18 protein-coding genes are annotated in these 21,831 nt (G+C 69.2%); 6 read left to right on the plus strand and 12 right to left on the minus strand.

Going from position 1 to position 21,831, the window contains the following annotated elements:
- Nucleotides 1-5: 5 nt before the first annotated feature.
- A complete protein-coding gene (locus M8330_RS04265) occupies nt 6-380 on the minus strand; it encodes a PH domain-containing protein (RefSeq protein WP_250826327.1) in 375 nt (124 codons plus the stop codon).
- 183 nt (nt 381-563) lie between these two features.
- Here M8330_RS04265 and M8330_RS04270 point away from each other — a divergent pair, with 183 nt between their 5' ends.
- Complete coding sequence (locus M8330_RS04270) at nt 564-1,439, plus strand: matrixin family metalloprotease (RefSeq protein WP_250826328.1); 876 nt, start codon at nt 564-566, stop codon at nt 1,437-1,439.
- A 1-nt stretch (nt 1,440) separates the two neighbouring features.
- Here the strand turns inward: M8330_RS04270 and M8330_RS04275 are convergent, their stop codons facing one another.
- The 3 genes from M8330_RS04275 to M8330_RS04285 form a co-directional block, all read right to left on the minus strand.
- Nucleotides 1,441-2,268 carry an aldo/keto reductase gene (locus tag M8330_RS04275; RefSeq protein ID WP_308196238.1) on the minus strand — a complete coding sequence of 276 codons (828 nt, stop codon included), beginning with the start codon at nt 2,266-2,268 and terminating at the stop codon, nt 1,441-1,443.
- A gap of 277 nt (nt 2,269-2,545) precedes the next feature.
- Nucleotides 2,546-3,736 carry a hypothetical protein gene (locus M8330_RS04280; RefSeq protein ID WP_250826329.1) on the minus strand — a complete coding sequence of 397 codons (1,191 nt, stop codon included), beginning with the start codon at nt 3,734-3,736 and terminating at the stop codon, nt 2,546-2,548.
- A gap of 108 nt (nt 3,737-3,844) precedes the next feature.
- Nucleotides 3,845-4,975 (minus strand): GTPase family protein, encoded by a 1,131-nt coding sequence (locus tag M8330_RS04285; protein WP_250826330.1) that lies wholly within the window; start codon nt 4,973-4,975, stop codon nt 3,845-3,847.
- A gap of 100 nt (nt 4,976-5,075) precedes the next feature.
- Between M8330_RS04285 and M8330_RS22320 the strand changes: the two genes are divergently transcribed.
- The 4 genes from M8330_RS22320 (at nt 5,076) to M8330_RS04305 (ending at nt 10,989) form a co-directional block, all read left to right on the plus strand.
- The gene (locus M8330_RS22320) at nt 5,076-6,863 is read left to right on the plus strand and encodes a M1 family metallopeptidase (protein ID WP_250826331.1); all 1,788 of its coding nucleotides are present in this window, start codon (nt 5,076-5,078) and stop codon (nt 6,861-6,863) included.
- Between the two features lie 101 nt (nt 6,864-6,964).
- Nucleotides 6,965-8,197: a DUF3500 domain-containing protein gene (locus M8330_RS04295; RefSeq protein ID WP_250826332.1), complete on the plus strand. Its 1,233-nt coding sequence runs from the start codon at nt 6,965-6,967 to the stop codon at nt 8,195-8,197.
- Complete coding sequence (locus M8330_RS04300) at nt 8,197-9,594, plus strand: HupE/UreJ family protein (RefSeq protein WP_250826333.1); 1,398 nt, start codon at nt 8,197-8,199, stop codon at nt 9,592-9,594. The genes M8330_RS04295 and M8330_RS04300 overlap by 1 nt, the downstream gene beginning before the upstream one ends.
- A gap of 21 nt (nt 9,595-9,615) precedes the next feature.
- The gene (locus M8330_RS04305) at nt 9,616-10,989 is read left to right on the plus strand and encodes an ATP-binding protein (protein WP_250826334.1); all 1,374 of its coding nucleotides are present in this window, start codon (nt 9,616-9,618) and stop codon (nt 10,987-10,989) included.
- A gap of 2 nt (nt 10,990-10,991) precedes the next feature.
- Here the strand turns inward: M8330_RS04305 and M8330_RS04310 are convergent, their stop codons facing one another.
- The 6 genes from M8330_RS04310 to M8330_RS04335 all read right to left on the minus strand — a co-directional run bounded on the left by M8330_RS04310 (nt 10,992) and on the right by M8330_RS04335 (nt 14,390).
- Nucleotides 10,992-11,555: a cysteine hydrolase family protein gene (locus M8330_RS04310; protein WP_250055406.1), complete on the minus strand. Its 564-nt coding sequence runs from the start codon at nt 11,553-11,555 to the stop codon at nt 10,992-10,994.
- A 75-nt stretch (nt 11,556-11,630) separates the two neighbouring features.
- Nucleotides 11,631-11,948: a hypothetical protein gene (locus tag M8330_RS04315; protein ID WP_250826335.1), complete on the minus strand. Its 318-nt coding sequence runs from the start codon at nt 11,946-11,948 to the stop codon at nt 11,631-11,633.
- A 103-nt stretch (nt 11,949-12,051) separates the two neighbouring features.
- Nucleotides 12,052-13,230, minus strand: coding sequence for an MFS transporter (locus M8330_RS04320; RefSeq protein ID WP_250826336.1), 1,179 nt, complete (start codon nt 13,228-13,230; stop codon nt 12,052-12,054).
- Nucleotides 13,231-13,277: 47 nt separating this feature from the next.
- Nucleotides 13,278-13,493 (minus strand): YkvA family protein, encoded by a 216-nt coding sequence (locus tag M8330_RS04325; RefSeq protein WP_250826337.1) that lies wholly within the window; start codon nt 13,491-13,493, stop codon nt 13,278-13,280.
- Between the two features lie 285 nt (nt 13,494-13,778).
- Complete coding sequence (locus M8330_RS04330) at nt 13,779-14,027, minus strand: hypothetical protein (protein WP_250826338.1); 249 nt, start codon at nt 14,025-14,027, stop codon at nt 13,779-13,781.
- A 54-nt stretch (nt 14,028-14,081) separates the two neighbouring features.
- Nucleotides 14,082-14,390, minus strand: coding sequence for a tyrosine-type recombinase/integrase (locus M8330_RS04335; RefSeq protein ID WP_308196239.1), 309 nt, complete (start codon nt 14,388-14,390; stop codon nt 14,082-14,084).
- A gap of 25 nt (nt 14,391-14,415) precedes the next feature.
- Here M8330_RS04335 and M8330_RS04340 point away from each other — a divergent pair.
- A protein-coding gene (locus tag M8330_RS04340; RefSeq protein ID WP_250826340.1) for an IS3 family transposase occupies nt 14,416-15,605 on the plus strand; the annotation gives its coding sequence in 2 pieces (ribosomal slippage) (nt 14,416-14,694 and nt 14,697-15,605; 1,188 coding nt in all).
- A 324-nt stretch (nt 15,606-15,929) separates the two neighbouring features.
- Here the strand turns inward: M8330_RS04340 and M8330_RS04345 are convergent.
- Nucleotides 15,930-19,877: a restriction endonuclease gene (locus M8330_RS04345; protein ID WP_250826341.1), complete on the minus strand. Its 3,948-nt coding sequence runs from the start codon at nt 19,875-19,877 to the stop codon at nt 15,930-15,932.
- 448 nt (nt 19,878-20,325) lie between these two features.
- A complete protein-coding gene (gene glnA / locus M8330_RS04350) occupies nt 20,326-21,747 on the minus strand; it encodes a type I glutamate--ammonia ligase (RefSeq protein ID WP_250056900.1) in 1,422 nt (473 codons plus the stop codon).
- Nucleotides 21,748-21,831: the final 84 nt, after the last annotated feature.

Raw genomic sequence — 21,831 nt, forward strand, 5'->3', positions numbered from 1 at the left:
CCGGTTCACTTCAGGACGGCCCAGGAGATGAGCTGGTCGAGCCGGCGGACGTCGATCTTCTTGTTGAGCTTGACCTTGATGTGACCGGCCTTGGTCCACAGCTCCAGCTCGGCGTCCCGGTCGAGCATGCCGCCCGCGTTCTCCGAGGACCACATGTGGATCGAGCTGTAGGGCAGCGAGTACACCTCGACCTTCTTGCCGCTCAGACCCTGCGCGTCACGCACGATCAGCCGCTTGGTCGTGAAGATGGCGCTGTCGCGGAACGTACGGAACGCGGCCACCGCCTGCTCGCCCTCCATCAGCAGGTTGACCACGTCCTGCGGGACGGGGATCTCCTCCATCAGCGTCCAGGCGGTGATCGCGGCAACACTCGTGTCCATGGTTCTCCTTCGTCGGGGTCGGTGCGGCCGACCGTACGTCAGGGTGGACGTGGCAGTGAGTGCAGGGTGGGCGAGCGGTGGGACCCGTGTCGATCATCGAGTTCCGCCTCGCAGGACGCGGGCGCGCAGGTAGCCTCCCGCCGTCACGTCAAGATCTGCGTGGCAGTCGAAGGAGCGTGACAGATGCCCCTCTCTCGGGGGTGGTACCCGGACCCGAGCGGCGACGGCGAGCGCTACCACGACGGGACCCGCTGGACCGGAGTCAGACGGGGCGTCAGCGCCCCGGTCGACACCCGCTTCCGCCCGTGGAGCCCGCCGACGCGCAAGCCGCGCAGGCAGTGGGGGACGGGACTCGCCGTGGTGGCCGCGATCGTCGTGGTCGGCGTCGTCGCGGTGGCGGGCCTGACGTTCGACGCCGGTCCCGCCGCGCCGCTGACCCGGTCCCTCGGGCTCGGCGGCTCCGACCGGCTGCTCCCGGTGGTCGAGCCGGGGGTGACGTCCCAGTCCTACCGGTTCCTGCAGGAGACGGATGCCGGCGACCCGGTCACCTACGACCCGTGCGAGCCGCTCCTGGTGGAGGTCAACCCCGAGGGTGGACCGGCCGACTACCTGCGCTTCGTGCTCCCGGCGCTCGCCGAGGTGCAGGACGCCTCGGGCTTGCGACTCACCTACGCGGGCACGAGTGAGCGCACCTGGGACACGCAGAGTCAGGAGCAGGGCTCGGTCCTCATCTCCTTCGAGAAGCGGCTCGACTCCGACAGGGCCGACGCGGTGGGAGTTGGAGGCAGCCTTGTGATGACGATGGACGGCGCAGCCCTGCCGCACTACGTCTCCGGTGCCGTCGCCCTGCGTCAGGACTGGTTCGTCGCCGCCAGCCGGCGCGGGGAGACCGCGCAGCAGCAGGCGGTGGTCATGCACGAGCTGGGCCACGTGCTGGGCCTCGGCCACGTCGACGACCCGGACCAGCTCATGAGCGCCGAGAACGACGGGCAGACCGCGTTCGGCGCCGGCGACCTCGTGGGACTCGCCCTCGCGGGCGCCGGCACCTGCGCGGGGTGACTCAGGCGTCCGAGCCGAAGAACAGCGGGTCGGGGCCGATGCGCTCGCCGGTGTTCATCCAGTCGATCGCGGCGAGCTGCTCGCTGGTCAGCACGAAGTCGAGGTCGATGTTCTCGGCGATCCGCGAGGGCGTGACGGACTTCGGGATGGCGACGCGGCCGGAGTCCAGGTGCCAGCGCAGCACGACCTGGGCGACCGAGCGGCCGTGCTCGGCCGCGATCGCGGTGAGGGTCGGGTCGGTGAGCACGCCGCCCTGGCCCAGCGGGCTCCACGCCTCCGTGACGATGCCGTGCTCGGCGCCGTAGGCGTCGATCTCGGTGTCGCGGAACATCGGGTGGCTCTCGACCTGGTTGACGGCCGGCACGGTGCCGGTCTCCTGGGCGAGGGTCTCCAGGTGCGCGGGCTGGAAGTTCGAGACGCCGATCGCCCGGACGACGCCGTCGGCCAGCAGCTTCTCGCAGGCCTTCCAGGTGTCGACGAAGAGGGCCTTGGACGGGATCGGCCAGTGGATCAGGTACAGGTCGACGTACTCGGTCGCCAGCTTGGTGCGGCTCTCCTCGAACGCGGCGAGCGTGGACTCGTAGCCCTGGGCGTCGTTCCACAGCTTGGTGACGACGAACAGGTCCTCGCGCGGCAGGCCGGACTTCTTCAGGCCCAGGCCCACGCCCTTCTCGTTGCCGTAGGCCGAGGCGGTGTCGATGTGGCGGTACCCGGTCTCGATCGCGGTCGCCACCGCGGTCTCGGCCTCGTCGTCGGCGATCTGCCAGACGCCGTAGCCGAGCTGGGGCATGGCGACGTCGCCGGGGAGCATGATCTGCGGGACCTGCACGGGGGAGCCTTCTCTCGTTCAGTTCTTCTCAGGGGGTTGCCGGGCGAACCTAGTCCGGGCCAGGACGCGGCCGCGAGGCTGCGTCTCGCAGTCTCGACCGCGGTGGACCCAGGCCGGTCGCGGCAGCCGCGCAATGCGGGTGGGACCTGGTGCACTGCCGTCGTCCTCGCAGGTCAACGCCGCTGTGGTGGCGCCACCCCTCGAGGGTGCGTCGGCCGAGACCGGCGCAACGCGCGCGTCACCGTCAGACTGTGACCGGAGTCTCGCCGAGCGGCTACTACCAGCCGTCGGGCCGCAGCGGCTCCTGGACGTCGGGCAGGTCCAGCGTGAGCGGCGGCAGGCCCATCCGGTCGGCGACCTTGGCGACGAGGGCCTCGACGTCCGCCCGGGCCAGCGCCTCCCCGTCCACGCCGCGGGTGGTGGGTGCTGCTCGGCGCACGGTCGCGGTCACCATGTGCGCGAGCCGTCGGACGCTGATGCCGGGTCGCTCGTCGGTGAAGTACACGTCGACCTGGAGCAGCAGGCGATCGGCACCCGCCCACCAGTCGCGGCCCTGCTCCTCGAGGCTGTTGAGGTAGGAGAAGAGGGGAGTGCTGTAGGCGCCGGCGACGCCGTTCATCGGCCCGCCGCCGGTGAAGCGGATGGTCGGCTCCTCGGGCACGTTGCCCTTCACGGTGACGACGACCGGAGGCACCGCCGACTCGTCCACGGCGACCGGGACGGGCGCAGATGCCCTCGGCCCGGGGCTCGTCGGGTCGAGCCGCACCTCGGTCGGCTCCGTCAGTCCCAGGTGGCCGAAGGACGTCATGGTGGCGACGGACCCGTCCCAGCGCAGCGTGCGGGCGCTGCGCTTGAAGCCCTCGTGGCTGACGAACGAGGGGGCGACGTCGGAGCGGACCGGCTCCGCGTCCTCGTCCCTGCGAGGTCGCGCCTCGATCCAGGCCTGGCCGAACCCGTCGGCGTCGACGAGGTGGAACGCGCCGCGCGCCTCCCAGCGTCGGCTCGGGGCGGACTTCCAGGGGCTCTGCCAGTCGAAGACCCAGGCCGGCGCGGACTCCTGTGCTGCTGCGGCGGCCCGTGACAGCGCCCCGGCCGACCAGCCGCGCTCGGGCGCCAACGTCTCGACGGCTGCGCGCAGGATGCGGAACGCCAGGGCCGCGCGCTGGAGGTCGTCGAGGTCGGCCACGCTCGGTGGGATCTCCGCGTGCGCGGTCTCGAAGGACCCGCCGAGGTCCTGGTGGACGGTGATCAGCACGACGCCAGCGTCGGAGTCCGCGGCAGCCGGGGACAGGAAGACGCGGACCTCGGAGGAGGGTCCTTGCAGCCCGAGGGCAGTGACCTCCCGGCCGTAGACCTCGCTGACGCGCCTCCCGCTCCGGGCGAGCAGGTCGACGGCCGGCGACTCGTGCCACGGTCGGTCGCGCCAGCCGGAGTAGGGGTAGAACAGCACGGTCCTGACGACGGCCACGGCACCTCCCGAGTAGTGGTCCGTCAGGAGCGTAGCGACGGCTGCCCGGGGACAACGGGCGCGACGCGTCCGAGCTCCTAGCCCATGACCAGGCCCTCGCGGCGGTGCTCAGCCCTTGCCCGTGATCCGCTTGCGCGCCTGGGTCTTGAACTCGGTGGTGAACAGGTTCCGCAGGGCGCTGGAGTCGAGCAGGATGGCGGGGCTGAGGTCGCCCCGGGCGATCCGGTCGCAGATCTCGACCCAGGCGTGCCCCATCGCGTAGGTGATGGTCGAGGCGACGCCGGCGCTGATCGTGCCGCCCACCACCGTGCCGCCGCCGGGCACGAGCTTGACCAGGTTGGTGACGACCGAGCGGCCGGCACCCGTGCCGGCCGCGGTCATCGCGAACGCCATGCCGGTGGCCCGCTGGAACGGGATGTTGTAGGTCAGCGCGATCTTGGAGAGCATCCCGAGCTGGATCGGGATCAGCAGCGCCGCGTCGGAGAACGGGATCGGGCTGGCGCCGGCCGCAGCAGCAGCCGACACCGCGGCCGCGATCGGCGCCTGACAGCTCTTGCGCTTGCGCGCCAGGTCGATGCGCTGGGCCTGGATCAGGGCTTCGTGGACCGCTGCGGGAGCCACGCGAAAGGTGGCATCGAGCAGGGCCTCCAGCCCGTGCGCGGGGCCGTCGAAGGAGTCCGGCTCCGCCATGGTGAGGAACGGACGAGGCGCCGCGATCGGCAGCCCCAGCGAGGCGATGTGCTCGGCGAGCTCCACGGCCCGTCCGTGCGGCACGCCGTCGCGCGAGGGCACCTGCGTCAGCACCACGAGCACCGGCAGGCCGAGCTCGCGCAGGCGCCGCACGAAGTGCTCCTCCACCGCCTCGAACCGACCACCCCGCGCCCCGACGCAGTACCAGGCGACATGGATCTGCTCGTGCACCGGCCGCTTCTTCAGGTCGGTGACCAGGCCCGCGAGCTCGTCCAGGATCGTCTCGTCGTCCTTGCCGATCTCCAGGCCCTCGGTGTCGAAGACGCCCAACGAGCCCGACGCGTGCTTGTAGAGGTGATGACCACGGGTGACCGGCTCGCCGATCCCCGTCTCCGCGATCGTCTCGCCGAAGATCGCGTTGACCAGCGTGCTCTTGCCGACGCCGGTCTTGCCGAAGATCGCCAGGTTGAAGCTGCCGATCTCCTCCTGCTGCGCCCGCCAGCTCTCCTCGACGGTGCGGCGGAACCACTCCTCCGAGACGTTGGGCATCGGTGCTCCTTCGGTGCGGCGGACGTGCGGCGGACGGTCCTCGAGCCCGCCGCCGTCAGCCTAGTGTGGACGCCCCAGCACCCACGGATAGGTTGACGGGGTGGCTCCCCAGACGCACCCCGACCCGCACTCCTACGGCCGACCCGACGAGGTCGTGGTCACGCACCTCGCGCTCGACCTGACCGTCGACCTCGACGCCCAGCGCCTCACCGGCAGCGCCGCGCTCGACCTCGCGCACCGCGACGCCGCGGCCACGACGCTGGTGCTCGACACCTGGCGCCTCGAGGTCACCTCCGTCACCGACGGGGACGGGGCGGCGCTGGCGTTCAGCCTGGGCGAGCCGGACCCGGTGCTGGGCAGCCCGCTCACGGTCGAGGTCGGCGCGGCCGACCGCGTCGTGGTCAGCTACGCGACGAGCCCGGAGGCCCAGGCGCTCCAGTGGCTCTCGCCGGAGCAGACGGCCTCGGGCAAGCCGTTCCTCTTCTCCCAGAACCAGCCGATCCTGGCCCGGTCGTGGATCCCGTGCCAGGACAGCCCGGCCGTGCGGACCACCTACGAGGCCGTCGTCCACGCGCCGGCTGGCCTGCTGGCGCTGATGAGCGCGGAGAACCCCACGAGCACCACGGACGACGGCACGTACCGCTTCGCGATGCCCGAGCCGATCCCGTCGTACCTGATCGCGCTCGCGGTGGGCGACATCGAGTTCCGGCCGATCGGCGAGCGCGCCGGCGTCTACGCCGAGCCGAGCGTCGTGGAGGCGACCGCCTGGGAGTTCGCCGACACCGAGACCATGATCGACGCCGCCGAGCGGCTCTACGGCCCCTACCGGTGGGGCCGCTACGACATCCTCGTGCTGCCGCCGAGCTTCCCGTACGGCGGCATGGAGAACCCGCGCCTGACCTTCGCGACGCCGACGGTGCTGGCCGGCGACCGGTCGCTGGTCAGCCTGATCGCGCACGAGCTGGCGCACTCCTGGTCGGGCAACCTCGTCACCAACTCCACCTGGAACGACATCTGGCTCAACGAGGGGTTCACCACCTACTTCGAGCGCCGCATCGACGAGGAAGTGTTCGGCGCCGACTACACCGCGATGCTGTGGCGCCTGGGCCGCAACGACCTCGACCGCGCCGTGCGCGACGAGCAGCCGCGCGACACCTGGCTCGAGCTCGACATGGCCGGCCGCGACCCCGACGACGGCCCCGCCAAGGTGCCCTACGAGAAGGGCTCGCTGTTCCTGCGGCTGCTGGAGGAGACGGTGGGCCGCGAGCGGTTCGACGCGTTCCTGCGCGACTACTTCGACCGCTTCGCGTTCACCTCCATGGACACCCCCACCTTCCTCGCTCACCTGCGCGCCGAGCTCCTCGCGCCCGCCGGCCTCAGCGAGGAGGACGTCCAGCTCGAGGCGTGGGTGCACGGCCCGGGCGCGCCCGCGAACGCGCCCGCGTTCACCTCCGACGCGTTCGCGGTCGTCGATGCCCAGGTCGCGCGGCTGCTCGCCGGCGCCGCCGCGTCCGACCTGGAGACCGACGGCTGGGTCAGCCACCAGTGGGTGCACCTCGTGCGCGAGATCCCCGTCGACACCGACCACGCCGTGCTGCTCGCCGTCGACGCGGCCTTCGGCCTCTCCGCCAGCGGCAACATCGAGATCGCCACCGCCTGGCTGGAGCTCGCCTCGCAGTCCGGGCTGGTGTTCTCCGCCCCGCAGGTGGACGAGGCGCTGCACTCGTTCCTCACCCGGCACGGGCGTGCGCTGTACGTGCGGCGCGTCTACACGGCCCTTGCCGGGTCGGACGCCGGCCTGACCCGGGCGCGGGAGATCTTCGCCGAGGCCCGACCCGGGTACCACTCGGTGACCGCCGCCGTCGTGGGGCGCGTGCTGGGGGTCTGACAGGCCTCTGTGGCGGGGCTCACGAAAGTGGCACGAGCCACACACAGGTCGCACAGGTGGAGGAGGCCTGGTCACGAGATTCCGCTTCCATCCTCCTCGGCATGACCCCACAGAACACGCTCTCCGAGCGCTCCGTCTCGCGTCGCTGGGTGCTCGGCGGGCTGTCCGCCACCACCGCCCTGGTCGTGACCGGCTGCGCCGCCACGTCCGCCTCGACGACCACGAGCAGCAGCGCCGCGAGCAGTGCGACGACCTCGGCCGCCGCTGCGGCTACCTCCTCGTCGGCTGCGTCCACGACCACCTCGGCGGCCGTCGAGGCCACGGCGGCCGCGACGCCGTCCGCGAGGGCGAACGCCCGCACCGTCGCCAGGCTGGCGCGGGCGTTCCTCGCCACGCTCGACGCCGACCAGAAGGCGACGGTCCTGCAGGACTACTCGCTCACCAACGCCGAGAACTGGTCGAACCTCCCGCAGGGCCTCATCGGCGGCGGTGGCGGGCCGGGCGGCTCGACCAGCTCCAGCGGCGGTCGTGTCGGCATCAGCCTCGGCGACCTGTCCTCGGCGCAGCTCAAGAAGTTCAACACGCTCATGAAGGCGGCCACGGGCTCGTCGGCAGGTCTCGGCTGGGACGAGATCACGATGCACCTCGACGCCGACGACTACCTCGGTGAGAACGGTGGTGGCGACACCTACGGTCGCGAGAACTTCTACCTCGCCTTCCTCGGCAAGCCCCGTGCGAAGGGCACCTGGGAGCTCCAGTTCGGCGGCCACCACCTCGCGGTGGCCAACACCTACACCGATGGGCAGCTGGTCGGAGCGACGCCCTCCTTCCGCGGCATCGAGCCCAACGGCCGGTTCACCTGGGACGGGGAGACGATGAAGGTGATGCGCCGCAAGGAGCGCGCGTTCACCGCGATGCTCGCCTCCCTGACCTCCGCTCAGCAGTCGACCGCCCAGCTCTCCGACGTCTACAGCGACCTGGCGCTCGGCCCGGGCAACGACTGGCAGTTCCCCACCACGCGCGAGGGCCTGCGGGTCGGAACGCTGAGCGCCGCGCAGAAGAAGAAGGTGCTGGCCGCGATCGGCACCTACGTCCACGACGTCGCGGACGCCGACGCGGCGGTGATCATGAAGCGCTACCGGTCCGAGATCAACAAGACCTATGTCGCCTGGTCCGGCACGACCGCGCTCACCGAGCGCAACGACTACGTCCGCATCGACGGCCCGTCGGTGTGGATCGAGTTCTCCATGCAGGGCGGCATCGTGCTCTCCGGCAACCACCCGCACTCGGTGTGGCGCGACCGCGTCACCGACTACGGCGGGACCGGCTCCTGATGCAGCACTCTCTGCAGCGCCTGCTGCGAGTCGCGACGGGCGCCCTCGCGGCGCTCGTCGCGGCCGCGGTGCTGCTGCTCGGCACGGCCGGCAGCGCGTCCGCCCACGTCGTGCCGAGCTCCACCGTCGAGCTCGCCGTCACCGACAGCGACGTCGTCGCCACCGTCGAGATCCCGCTCGACGACCTGGAGGCCGCGACCGGCATCGACCTGGGGGACGAGACCCAGGCCGACGTCGACGCGAACGCTGACGCCATCGAGGCCTACCTGCTGGAGCACTTCACCCCGACCAGTGACGACGGCACCGAGTGGACCGTCACCGAGGGCGACCTGACCGTCGTCAGCGCCGGTGACTCGGCCACGACCGGCGTCTACAACGCCCTCGAGACTACCTTCACCCTCACCCCGCCCGCCGGTACCGATGCGGCGGAGGAGGAGCAGTCCTTCGACCTCGGCTTCGACGCGATCGTCGAGAAGGTCGCCACCCACACGGTCATCGTCACCGTCGCCTCCGACAGCACCGACGACGACTTCAGCGGCGCCTACGAGGTCGGCACCGTCAAGCGCGACACCGTCACCAACGAGGTCGAGAGCCTCCACATCGACCTCGACTCCGGCACGTCGTCCTCGGCCTTCCTCGACATGGTGCAGCTCGGCATCTCGCACATCCGCGAGGGCACCGACCACCAGCTGTTCCTGCTGACGCTCCTGCTGCCGGCGCCCCTGCTGGCGATGCCAGCCTCGGCCACCACGAGGGCACGAGGACGGCGGTGGGCCGGCCGTGTCGGCGGCGTCACCGCCTGGCGGCGCATCGGCGCGACGACCCTGGCCTTCACGCTGGGGCACTCGATCACCCTCGCCCTCGGCACCATCGGCGTGCCGGTCGCAGAGCGCTGGGTGGAGGCAGCCATCGCGATCTCGATCCTGGTGGCTTCCGCGCACGCCGTGCGGCCGCTGTTCCCGGGGCGCGAGGCCCTCGTCGCGGGTGCCTTCGGACTCGTCCACGGCCTGGCCTTCTCCGAGACGCTGCGTGCGCTCGACCTGAGCGGGTGGCACCTCGTCGTCGCCCTGCTGGGGTTCAACATCGGCATCGAGGTCATGCAGCTCGTCGTGGTCGCGCTGGTGCTGCCGCCACTGGTGCTGCTCTCGCGCTCGCGTGCCTACGAGCCCCTGCGCCTGCTCGCGGCCGCGCTCACCGGCGTGGCCGCATGCGGCTGGCTGGCCGCACGGGTGGGGTGGGCGAACCCGGTCGCCGACGGCGCTGACCAGCTGGGGGACTGGTCCTTGCCGGCCCTGACCGCCCTCTGGCTCGGTGCCCTCCTGGCCCTGGTGGTCGGTGGGGCACGGCGATCACCCGCTGCGGGCGAGGCGGCGCGTCCGAGCCGGTCGGGAGGCTGAGCCACCCGACCCGGAGGACACATGTCGACGCAGCCCACCGCCCCCCTCACCACGTCGGCCGACGGCCGCGCGGCCGACCTCGCCGGTCTGCGGGTGACACCGGGGGACCTGCTGGTGGCCGAGGCCCCGCTCCCGGTCCTGCTCCAGGCCGTCACCGCGAGCACGGCCGTGGTGCTGGGCGCGCTGGTCGCCGCCGGGTCGCCGGGGGAGCCGCGACTGGCACCCGACGTGGCCCCCTTCGCGGACGTCGCGGTGCGCCCCGCCTCCGCCGACGAGGTGGGCGTCCTGCAGGCCTGGACCCGCGCCGACCTGCCGATCGGGCGGTGGGACTGCGGCGACGCCGACGCCGCCGCGTCCCTGCGCTCGTCGGGGTTCAACCGGCACATGTTCCTGTGCGGCCAGAGCGGGTCGGGCAAGACCTACGCGCTCGGCGTGCTGCTCGAGCAGCTGCTGATCGGCACGGGGCTGCCGATGGTGATCCTCGACCCGAACGCGGACTTCGTGCACCTGGGGACGACGCGCCCGGACGCAGAGCCCACCGGGGCCGCCGTCATCGAGGGGACCGAGGTGCGGGTGCTGGGCAGCAACCCGCCCGAGGAGCCGCTGCGGATGCGGTTCGCGACGATGCCGCGCGCGGCGCAGGCAGCGGTGCTGCGGCTGGACCCGTTGCGCGACCGGGCCGAGTACAACCTCTTCGTCACCTCCTTCGGCCAGGACCGCCCGGTGCCCGCCGGGGTCGACGCGTACGTGACCTCGCTGCTGGCCGGTCACCACGACGAGCGGGCGCTGGGCCAGCGGGTGCAGAACCTCGGGCTCACCGACTGGGAGGTGTGGGCGCTGGACCAGGCCTCGGCGGCCGAGGTCGCCCTCGGCGGGGCGCGGGCCACGGTCGTGGACCTGGCCGGCCTGGCCGACCCGCGCGAGGCCTCCGCCGTCTGCCTGGACCTGGTGGAGCGCCTGTGGGCCGCGCGGCACGAGCGGCGGCCGATGCTGATCGTCATCGACGAGGCGCACAACGTGTGCCCCGCGGAACCCCACGGCGAGGTGCAGGAGCGGCTCGTGGAGCGGCTGATCCAGATCGCCGCCGAGGGCCGCAAGTACGGACTGTGGCTCCTGCTCTCCACGCAGCGGCCCTCGAAGGTGCACCAGCAGGTCGTCTCGCAGTGCGACAACCTGATGCTGATGCGGATGAACTCACCGGCCGACGTCGCCGACGTCGCCACCCTGTTCGGGTTCGCGCCGCCGGAGATGATCGCCCGCGCGCCGTCGTTCCGTCAGGGCGAGGCCGTGGCCGCCGGCCGGTTCGCGCCGTGCCCGATGCGGGTGCGGATGGGGGACCGGCTCACGGTGGAGGGCGGGTCGGACGTCGCCGTCCCGCCGGCCCCCTCGCGCTGACCTCAGAGGTCGGCGAGCACCTCGTCGGTGCTGCGGACGCGGGCGAACTCCCCGCCCTGCAGGTTGACCGCGGTCGCGTCGGAGAGCTGCTGCGCGCTCAGGCGCAGCCCGCCGGGGCCCTCGAGGTCGTAGGTCCAGGTGGCGTCGAGCGCGAGCGTGGTGTCGAAGCCCAGGTTGCCGGCCATCCGGGAGGTGGTCTCCACGCAGTGGTTGGTGGTGCCGCCGACGATCACCAGCTGGCTCACGTCGTGCTCACGCAGCCAGTCCTCCAGCGACGGCGTGCCGTAGAAGCACGAGTTGACCGCCTTGGTGATGAACAGGGCCGGCTCGATGGCCGCGACCTCGGGCACCAGGTCGTTGCCGGGCTGGCCCGGACGCAGGGTGGACCCGGCGTCGGTGGAGTCGTGACGGACCACGATCACGGGTCGGTCGGAGGCCTGCCATGCCTGCACCAGCCGGCCGATGTTGGCCTCGGCGTCCGGGTTGTCGCGCTCGCCCCAGGACGGGTCCTTGAACCCCTCCTGGACGTCGATGACCAGCAGTGCCGCGTTCGTCTCCAGGCTCACGTCCCGCAGCGTAGGACGCCCGTCCCGGGGGTCCGCAGCGACCCTCGGTCGCTGCGGTCCTCGTGTGACGTGGGATCAGCCGTGGGCCTCGCGCCGCTCCTGCACGCGTGCCTGCGCCTGGTCGAGGTAGGCCAGGCACGGCGCCTCGGCGTCGGGGTGCTGCCCGCTGAGGTGGAAGATCCAGCGGTCCATGGCCGCCATGTAGCCGTTGTCCTCGCCCTTGCGCCGGGTGCTCCAGGCACGGGTGCCGGTGCCGGGGCGCGGGACCTCGCAGTGCGTGCAGGAGATCTTGTAGGCGAAGGAGTCGTCCGGCTCCACGTCGATGCGGACGACGGCCAGCGGCCCGGCCTCGGCGCTGGCCTTCCTCTGCCGGGCGGAGCGGGTGGCGGGCACGGTGACCTCGTCTCGTCGGGGGTGGGCTGCCCAGCCTAGGCGCGTGGCCGCCGGCGCCTCTCGGCGGTGCGGCGTTCTGCCCGAGGCCGACCCGTGCGACCCGTCAGCCGACCGGCAATGCCTTCGGTCGCAGCGCCAGCACGGCCGCGTTCACCCCCACGACGGCGGCCGCGACGACCGCCACCCACCGAAGGTCCGTGGCGTCCAGGACGAGACCGCCGAGCGCAGCCCCGAGGGCGATGCCGCCGTTGGACGTGGCGTTGATCCAGGCGCCGGCCATCTCGGGGCTGACGTCGCGGGTGCGCACCGCGGCAGCCTGGAACAGGGTCGGCACGGGGCCGAACGCGGTGGTCCACGCCAGGCCGAGGACGAGCACGAGGACGAGCACCGGGTACGACGCCCCGATGAGCAGCATCGCGGTGGCGATCACGCCGACGCAGGCCAGCAGGGTTGCCCGCAGGTGGGCGTCGATGAACCGGCTCGCGATCCCCAGGCCGACCAGCCCGGCGGCACCGAAGACCAGCAGGACGGCACCGAGGACGGCGGCCGGGGTTCCGGCGCCGAGCAATAGCGTGCTCACGTACGTGTAGAGGACGTACTGCCCCACGAAGAAGAGCAGGTTCAGCGTGATCACGGACGTCAGGCGCCGACCGAGGACCCGGGGCCTGTCCGCCGGGGGGTCCGGCTCGACCGTCGGCAGGACGACGGCAGCCAGCGCCAGCAGGAGGGCTGCCAGGACGGCGACCACCGTGAACGTGACCCGCCACCCGACGGCATGGCCGAGCGCCGTGCCCAGCGGGACGCCGAGCACGAACCCGGCCGACGCGCCCGCGGAGACGAGCGCGAGGGCGGCGCCGGTGCGCCCCGGTGCCGCCAGACGGGCGGCGAGACCGATGCAGACCGAGAAGAACAGGGCGTGCACGAAGCCGCCCACGGCGCGACCGACCGCGACCATCGCGAAGCTCGGGGCGGTGGCGACGAGGACGCTGCTCACCACGTAGCCGGCCAGCGTCCCCAGCAGCAGGGTGCGGGCACCGATCCGGCGGGTCAGGAGGGTCAGCGGGACGGCGAAGGCAGCCACCATGAGCGCGTAGACGCTGACCAGCAGACCGGTGGTCGCGGGGGAGACGTCGAAGCGGGCGCTGATGTCGGGCAGCAGCCCGACCGGCAGGAGCTCGGTCGTCAGAGCCACGAACTGCGCGGCGGCGAGCACCAGCAACCCCGGCAGCCGGCCGGTCCTGCCCTGCTGCGTGGCGTCGGGTCCGGGGTGGATGTCAGGCACCCGCGCAGTCAACATCCGTCAGACACGTGACCACGAAACGGCGTGGGCTACCTCGTCTCCGAGAACCTCGACAGTTCCCGCCGGACCCAGGCCACCAGCAGCGCGAGTACCCCGACGTCGTCCAACCACCCGAGCACCGGGATGGTGTCGGGGATCGCGTCGATGGGCCACACGATGTAGAGGACGCCGAGCAGGCCCAGACCCTTCTTCCAGGTCGGCACGTCGCTGCTGCGCAGGTAGGGGCCCAGCTTCCGGATCGACATGCTCCGAGAGTAGAAAGCGTCAGAGCCCATCCGGGTGAGTCCGGGTCGGAGACCAGCCGGCGTCCGGAGAGGCCGGAGGCCCCCACCGCAGTGCGGTGAGGGCCTCCGGGGAGACAAGCCTGAGCGGTCGGCTCGGATGTTGCTGCGCTGAACGCGACGACACCCTTCGCTTCGCTCAGATGTCGTAGAACGGGCCGAGTGCGTCTCTGGCCTGCGCGAACGCCAGTGGGGTACACGCGCGGGTCCACATCGGGTACACAACGGCCCGGATCGAGACAATCGAACTCAGAAGTCCCCATGAATCGGGCCGGGTGACTGCTTCGCGGCTCGGTGGCGAACGCGGCGTCGCCACTGTGCCCGTAGGCGACGTCGAGCCGTCTCGACCTCGAGGAACTGCGGATCGGTGGCACTCTCGTAGTAGCTGACCTCGGCCTCGTCGGCGGCCCCGTCTTCCTCGACCAGACGAGCCAGTGGCTCGTGCATGGGAGGGCCCGCATCCAATTTGGCGATCCACGGCTCCTTGGGTGACGTCACGTCCTCAGTATGTGCCCCACGACAGGGGCAGGAGGCGCTATGCGCTAGTGACGGCTACGTCCAGAGAGCGTCGATCGCGTGGCGTACGGCGTCGTTGCTCGTCGGCATCAGGTGCGTGTAGGTCCGGAGCGTGAAGGCCGGATCGTGATGACCGAGGTACTCCGAGAGCGCCTTGATGCTGACGCCGGCCTCCAGCAGCGCCGAGGCGTAGAAGTGCCACAGCGCGTGCATCCCGGTGTCGGTCCCGGCGTCGATGCCGGCGGCTTTCAGGGCGGGGCGCCAGACGTAGCCGTTCACGTGATTGCGGTTCAGCGCCTTGTGTGGGTCTGCCCCGAGTCTGGTTGATACCTGACCTGTGAGGATCTGTCCTCGCTGGAAGGATGTCCCCGTGGCAAAGCCTTATCCCAAGGAGTTCCGCGACGACGTCGTGGCCGTGGCCCGCAAGGGCCAGGCTCCGCTGTCTCAGATCGCGAAGGACTTCGGCATCTCTGAAGGTTCGCTGGCGAACTGGATGAAGAAGGCCGATGTCGAGGACGGTCACCGTCCCGGTCTGACCGATGCCGACCGTGCCGAGCTGCGCGAGGCGAAGAAGCGGATCCGGCTCCTGGAGCAGGAGAACGAGGTCTTGCGTCGCGCGGCTGCCTACCTGTCCCAGGCGAACCTGCCGGGAAAATAGTCTTCCCGCTCGTCCGTGAGATGGCCGCGACCGGTGCCCGCATCAGGGTGCCGGTCGCGGTGGCGTGCAGGGTCCTGGGTCTGACGACTCAGGGGTACTACAAGTGGCTCAAAGACCCGGTGTGCCGGCGGGACTGGGACGACGCCCACCTCATCGACATCCTCTACGACATCCATGCCGACGACGCCACGCTGGGCTACCGGTTCCTCACCGACGAGCTCGACCTCGAGCACGGCATCACCGTCGGTGAGAACCGTGTGCACCGGCTGTGCCGGATCGCCGGGATCACCGCGTCGCACCACAAGAAGCGCAGCAAGGCCGGCTCGACCGGCCCCGCGCCCCACGACGACCTCCTGGCCGTGGTCGACGAGCACGGCGTGGTCCGCCACGAGTTCGTCGCCGACGCCCCGAACAAGGTGTGGCTGTGGGACATCTCGGAACACCCCACACGGGAAGGGAAGCTCTACATCTGCGCGATCAAGGACGTCTTCTCCAACAAGATCGTGGGCTACTCCATCGACTCACGGATGAAGTCGTCCCTGGCCCGGGCGGCGATGAGGAACGCCATCGCCCTGCGCTCACCCGATGGGACGGTGTGTCACTCGGACCGAGGCGGTCAGTTTCGAGCCAAGCGCACCCAACGGCTCCTGGTGAACAACGGCCTGGTCGGCTCGATGGGCCGCTCCTACGGAGCCGGGGACAACGCCAGCATGGAGAGCTTCTTCTCCCTGCTGCAGAAGAACGTGCTCAACACCCAACGCTGGGACACCCGCGAGGACCTCCGCCTCGCGATCGTCACCTGGATCGAGACCAAGTACAACCGACGACGACGCCAACGTGCCCTCGGCAAGCTCACCCCGATCGAGTTTGAGATGATCTACACGACCGCAGAAGCGGCCTGACTACCGCAAGCACCGAGTATCAACCAGACCGGGGGCAGACCCTGTTCACGCGAGGTCGAGATCAGTCGGTGGGTGACCGGTCGTCCGTCGGGCCGATCCCACGGCAGCACGACCTGTGCCGCCGGGTTGGCCGCGAGGTGCCGGTCAACCTCGGCGGCGACGTGGTCGGGCAGCGGCACTTCACTCTGCGGACGTCGCAGTTCGAGTCTGCTCCTTGGGATACGACGCCTGAGCTCAGCGTGTATGAATCGCCTGACCTGCGTCCCCGACTACAGCGAGATGTAGCTCTGCCTGCCGGTCGATAGCAGCGACGCCGCCAGCGGGCTAAAAGTCGTTGTCGAGGTCTTCTTGGTGCAGCCTCGCGTCCGCCTCGATGTTTTGTTCTAGCCAGGCCCGCGCGTCTCCATAGTCTACGAGCAGATCCACGTCGGTCGCATTAGCGATCGCCTTCTTGAGATGGGTGAGTGCTCGGACAAGGTCTTCGGACTCGCCATTGGTGCCGCCCCAGACGGTCGGAGTCATGTTCGAGCGGATGCTTGCGCGGGTGTCGGGGAGTGTGTCGTGGGTGCGCGCATGGGCGTAGACGGCCTCGGTGAAGGCGGGTTGGTCATTGGGCCACTCGTCAACGCTGCTCAGGTTGTCGACGAACATCCTGAGCCCGTCAGCGTCTAGGTCCTTGAGTTTCACGGTAAGGGCCGCAGCTTGGTTCTCGTCGATGGAGTAGCTGAGGGCGACACCCGCCGCGGGGGCGACGAAGCGCCCGGTGGTGGCAGCGTTATTAAGCCAGCGTGCGAGCACGTTGGCGTGGGTGCGGAACGCGGTGGCGATTGCGCTGGAGTTATCGTCGGCCGGAACGTTCTCAGTGCGTGTCAGGTGCTCTAGGACGAGCTCGGGATGGTTGGTGGCGATACCAGCCATGATGTCGCTAAGCGCGTGGTCGCGGCCAGAGTGGCTGGCGTGGTTCACGAGGGTCAGGACAGCTACTGCGGCGGGTTCAGCGAGAGTGGCACCCCAGCTGTGGCCCTCGTAGCCGCCTGCGCGTTCGAGCGCGGTGAGAGCGCTTGACGAAACGATTCCGGCTTCGAGTAGTGCCGCGGGGGCGTGTTCGGGATCACTGGCGATGAATGGCCCGCTGTTTTGGAGAAACTGCGTGCGCACATCGTCGTCGGGGTCGATGATGCCGGCGCGGAACACGGATTCGAGTTCCGGTGCGAGGGTCCACTCGCGACTGAATCCTTCGGCAATGGCGCGGCGAACTGCGGGACGGTATTGCGCGGCGCACTGGATCCAGGCGGTCGCTGCGTCGGGGTCGTGACGGCGCCACGCTGTGATGAGGTGCTCGAGGTCGAGGTCGAGTGGGCTTGGTTCTGTGGTGATGGCGTCGATGAGTCCGGCGATGCGGGTTGGTGCGATGTCCGCGACGGCGCTGATGATGTGTCCAACCGTGGGGTGGTCTTTGGCGCGGGCCGTTGTGGCGCGTTGAAGTGTCTCGGCAAGCTTGTTCACGAGGTGGTCGTCGCCGAGTTCGAGCAGTTGTGCGGCGAGATCGTTGAGTTCGGTTTCTGAGGCCTTGCGACGTGCTTCAACGCGGGCCCGTGTATCGGGCTTGGTAGTTCCGGCGGCGAGGTCCGCCTCGAACTCCTCCAGGGTTGGGGGTGTGATGCCGCGCCGCGAGGGTGAGAAGGAGCCGTATACGGGGTGGATGATGTTCTCGGCGAGATTTTCGTCGAGGGTGTCGATGTTGTCGAGATCCGTAACTAGGACGAGTGCCTTGTGTCGCACTCGTGGTGAGCTTCCGTGGTCGGCCTGCCACCCGACGGTGTCTCTAATGAGGCGTCGCACGAGAGGCTCGTTGGTTGCTTCTGCGATGGCGCGGGCGGCGTCGACGAGTGCTTCGGAGTCGGTGTCCCAGCCGCGGATGGTCCCGATTTCTGGGGCGTCTCCGAAATAGCCATGAGGTTGCCTGATTGCGCTCTTGAGAAGCGCGATCGCGTCTCTCGCCCGTCGTGGGTCTTCGCCGAGCGCGACCCTGACGATGATGTCGCGAATGCGGCCGCGTATGCCGGCTACAGCGACGGGGTTAATGGCGTACGGCTGCATGACCCACTGCCACCGGGTCTTGGCGTGCAGGTGTTGGCCTTCCTTGGCCATGAGGGACTCAAGGGCGAACAGGGGTGTGGTGACGTCGTCGGATTGTGCTGGTTCTTCGAGCCATGCTTCGACTCGGTCGATCACAGTGTTCGCCAGGTTCGTGCGGATGCGGTTGAGGTTGGCAAGTTCGTCCACGATGAGTCGTGCGGCCGAGCTCGGGTTGGAGTTGGGTGGCCGCGGGTCGCGCCGACGGAGGTCCCACATTGCGTCGAGGACGGTCTCGATGAGTTCGCGGTCGGCTCTGGCTGCGTTCGTGTACAGACGTGGCAGTGCGTAGCGAACGTCGTCGGCATGGTGAGGTGCGAGTCCTAGGAGAAGACGCATGTTTTCGTCTTCGTCGATGTCGTCAGATTCGGGGTCGGTCGGCGGTTCGGGGGGGTCGGTGTTGAGATGGTGGCGAAGCTTCTCAAGGCGCTCGACCAGTTGTGCGGGCTGGGTGAACGAGACGTTTCTGAGCAGGTCAAGTTCGCGGACGATGGAGGCCGGGTTGCCTGACGCGAGGCGGGTGTCGATGGCGTTCCAAACGGGGGCCATGATGTCGGGGCCTCCGCGGTGGCGGAGGCGCCAGTCGAGCTCGGAGAGCGCAGTGATGAGGCGCTCACGATGGGTGGTGCCGAAGGCGCCCCAAAGCTCGGCGGTGAAGCCGAGGTCGATTGGGCCAGCTGCTGCTTCGTCCTCAAGGAACGTGTCTGCGAGTAGGTCCGGTACGACTCTGGTTGAGTTGCCGGTAGTGGTGATGAGGCCGTGGTCTGCGAGCTGTTGGTTCAGGCGAAGCACTCTCGTTGTGGTGAGGCCGCAGAACTTGGCGATTGCCGCAGTGAGGTCCTGGTTGGTTAGGTCGGGACGCAGGGCCGTGTAGGTGGCTAGGACACGTCTGACGGTGTCATGGTCGTAGTTCTCAATGCTCGCGGTACGCAGGTCCTGGTAGCGGCCGAGAACCTGGGTTCGTAAGCCCTCGTCAAGGGGGAGCGCCCCGGTGAGTTCGCCGCGGCGGAGGAGGTTTGCTGTGATGACAGCGAGGTCTGGGCTGTGAGTGGCTTCTTCGGCGAGGTAGTGGCGCGCGGATGTGTTGAGGTTGAGACCGTCGGTGAGTTGGGTGACGAGTTGGCGCGCTTCCTTAATCGTGAGCTCGGCGACCTCGATGATCGCCCTGTCGCCCGGGCCGAAGCGGGCGTTGGTGACGGCAGCCTGTATGGCGGCCGCTGCGCTCGGTCGGGTCGCGAGGACAACCTGAGTGCCTGGGGTTTGGCGTGCGTAGGTCAGCAGGCTGCCTAGGGCGACCGGGTTGTGATGCGCGTCGTCGATGAAGACGACGGCCGGCCCGTGGGGTAGGTCGGAGATGGCGTCTTGGTCGAAGGTGTTGCCGGGGGCCAGGCAAACGACCGGCATGTCGCGATGTGCATCCTGGTGTTCGGCGAGGACATCGGTGACGAGGCGGGACTTTCCGCGACCACCGGGGCCGGCGACAGTGATGACTATTGGGTACTCGTCGCTGCTTCGGTCTAGGGCGTTCTTGAGGGTTTCGACCTCTGTGGCTCGCCCTACCAACGGCGAAATGTCGTTCAAGACCAGGTCGGGGTTATGCCGGTCGTCCTGGAAGGTTTCCACCGTCCAGAACGCGTCTTCGCCGGGAATGGCGAGAACAGCTCTGCGGATGTCGCGGGTGAACGCCTTATCCAGCAGTTCGCGGCGCCGCGCGCGGGGTACGTCGTCGAGCATGCGGGCGAGGCCACGTTGGTCGAGTAGCTGCCAGTTGGGATGTTTTTCGATTTGCTTTCGTGCTTCGGTCGATGCTTGTCCAGAGTAGACAAGGAAGTACTTGTCGGCCTTGTAGGTCGTTGCCTCGACGGCGTCAGACACGTTGGCTGGGGTGAGTTTGTCCTGTCGTTTGCACTGCCATGCGGCGGAGATTCCGTCGCTCAGCGTGCCCTTGAGATCGATACCGTCTTGCTTGTCGCCACGGCGGCCCCAGCGTTCGACATCCTGCACGTGGACGATGTCGTCGCTGCAGAAGCGGTGGGCGCTAAGGAGTGCCTCGGTATAGTCCTCGAACTCGTACTCGCCTAGGGATGGAGTAGGCGGCAGCGCGGGGTCCTTCCCAGGCATCTTCGGTTCGGTCATGTCTGCGCCTCCCATCGAGTTTCGTCGCTCACCGAGATTGTCTCGCATGGAAGCAACGCATCGTTCAACTCTTGAGCGTCCGTTTTGTGCGTCATTCTGGGCTACTAGAGGATTCCCGTAGGGCCGATGTGCAGCACCCTCGTCGCCTCGCTCACGTCACGTCGCTCGACGTACCAACTGTGGTCATGCGTGAGCGAGTCGAGTGGTCACGAGGTTGCGAGTTGCCGGTCTCACTTCAAGCCCGCAAACGCCGTCGGCCCCGACCTCACGAGGAGGCCGGGGCCGACGGTTGCGGTACACATCGGGTACACGTGCGGGCCGTAGACAGCCGTTCAGGGCCGTTGTCAGCCGTACACGTCCACGATGGACATCTCAGCGTTTCTGCAGGTCAGAGGTGGTTTCGAGACAGTCGCAGGGCGACCTGCTCAACAACCGGGAGGCCCAGAAATCAGATGTCGTAGTAGAGCTCGAACTCGTGCGGGTGCGGCCGCAGCTGCACGGGCAGGATCTCGTTCTCGCGCTTCCACTCGATCCACATCTCGATGAGGTCCTCGGTGAAGACACCGCCCTCGGTGAGGAAGGCGTGGTCGTTCTCGAGGGCCACGAGCACGGCGTCGAGGGAGGTCGGGACCTGGTCGATCTCGGCCTTCTCGTCCGGCGGGAGCTCGTAGATGTCCTTGTCGATCGGAGCGGGCGGCTCGATCTTGTTCTTGATGCCGTCGATGCCGGCCAGCAGCAGCGCCGAGAAGGCGAGGTACGGGTTCGATGACGGGTCGGGGAAGCGGGTCTCGATGCGCTTCGCCTTGGGGTTGGTGCCCGTGATCGGGATACGCACGGCCGCGGAGCGGTTGCGCGAGGAGTACACCAGGGAGATCGGGGCCTCGAAGCCCGGCACCAGGCGGTGGAAGGAGTTCACCGTGGGGTTGGTGAACGCCAGCACCGAGGCGGCGTGCTTCAGGATGCCGCCGATGTACCAGCGGGCCATGTCGGACAGGCCGCCGTAGCCCTTCTCGTCGTAGAAGAGCGGCTCGCCGTTCTCCCAGATCGACTGGTGGACGTGCATGCCCGAACCGTTGTCACCGAAGACGGGCTTCGGCATGAAGGTGACCGACTTGCCGGCCTCCCACGCGGTGTTGCGGACGATGTACTTGAACTTCATGACATCGTCGGCAGCCTTGAGCAGGGTGTCGAACTTGTAGTTGATCTCGGCCTGGGCCGCGGTGCCGACCTCGTGGTGGGCGCGCTCGACGAGCAGGCCGACCTTCTCGAGGTTCTTGACCATGTCGTCACGCAGGTCCTGCGTGCCGTCGGTCGGCGTGACCGGGAAGTAGCCACCCTTCTGGCGGACCTTGTAGCCGCGGTTCGGGGAACCGTCGGGGTCGGTGTCCGCGCCGGAGTTCCAGACGCCCTCGAAGGACTCGACCTTGTAGAAGGACTCGTTCATCCCGGTGGAGAACTTCACCGAGTCGAAGATGAAGAACTCGGCCTCGGGGGCGAAGTAGGCGGTGTCGCCGATGCCGGTGGTGGCCAGGTACGCCAGCGCCTTGCGCGCGATGTTGCGCGGGTCGCGGGAGTAGGCCTCGCCCGTGATCGGGTCGTGCACGAAGTAGAGCAGCGCCAGCGTCTTCGACTTGCGGAACGGGTCGATGTAGGCCGTGGAGATGTCCGGGTACAGGGCCATGTCGGACTCGTTGATGGCCTGGAACCCGCGGATCGACGAGCCGTCGAACGCCATGGGGTCGAGGTTGAACGACGACACCGGCACGGTGAGGTGCTGCATGATGCCGGGGAGGTCGACGAAGCGAACCGAGACGAACTCGACGCCCTCGTCCTTGATGAACTGCATCAGCTCATCGTCACTGCTGAACATACGTCCTCCTGTGGCTGTCCGTTCCGAGGGCAGCCGACCATACGTATAGAGAGTGGACAGCCCGTGGCGCCGTTGCCACCGACG

Source organism: Nocardioides bruguierae (assembly GCF_023656415.1).
Classification (GTDB): domain Bacteria; phylum Actinomycetota; class Actinomycetes; order Propionibacteriales; family Nocardioidaceae; genus Nocardioides; species Nocardioides bruguierae.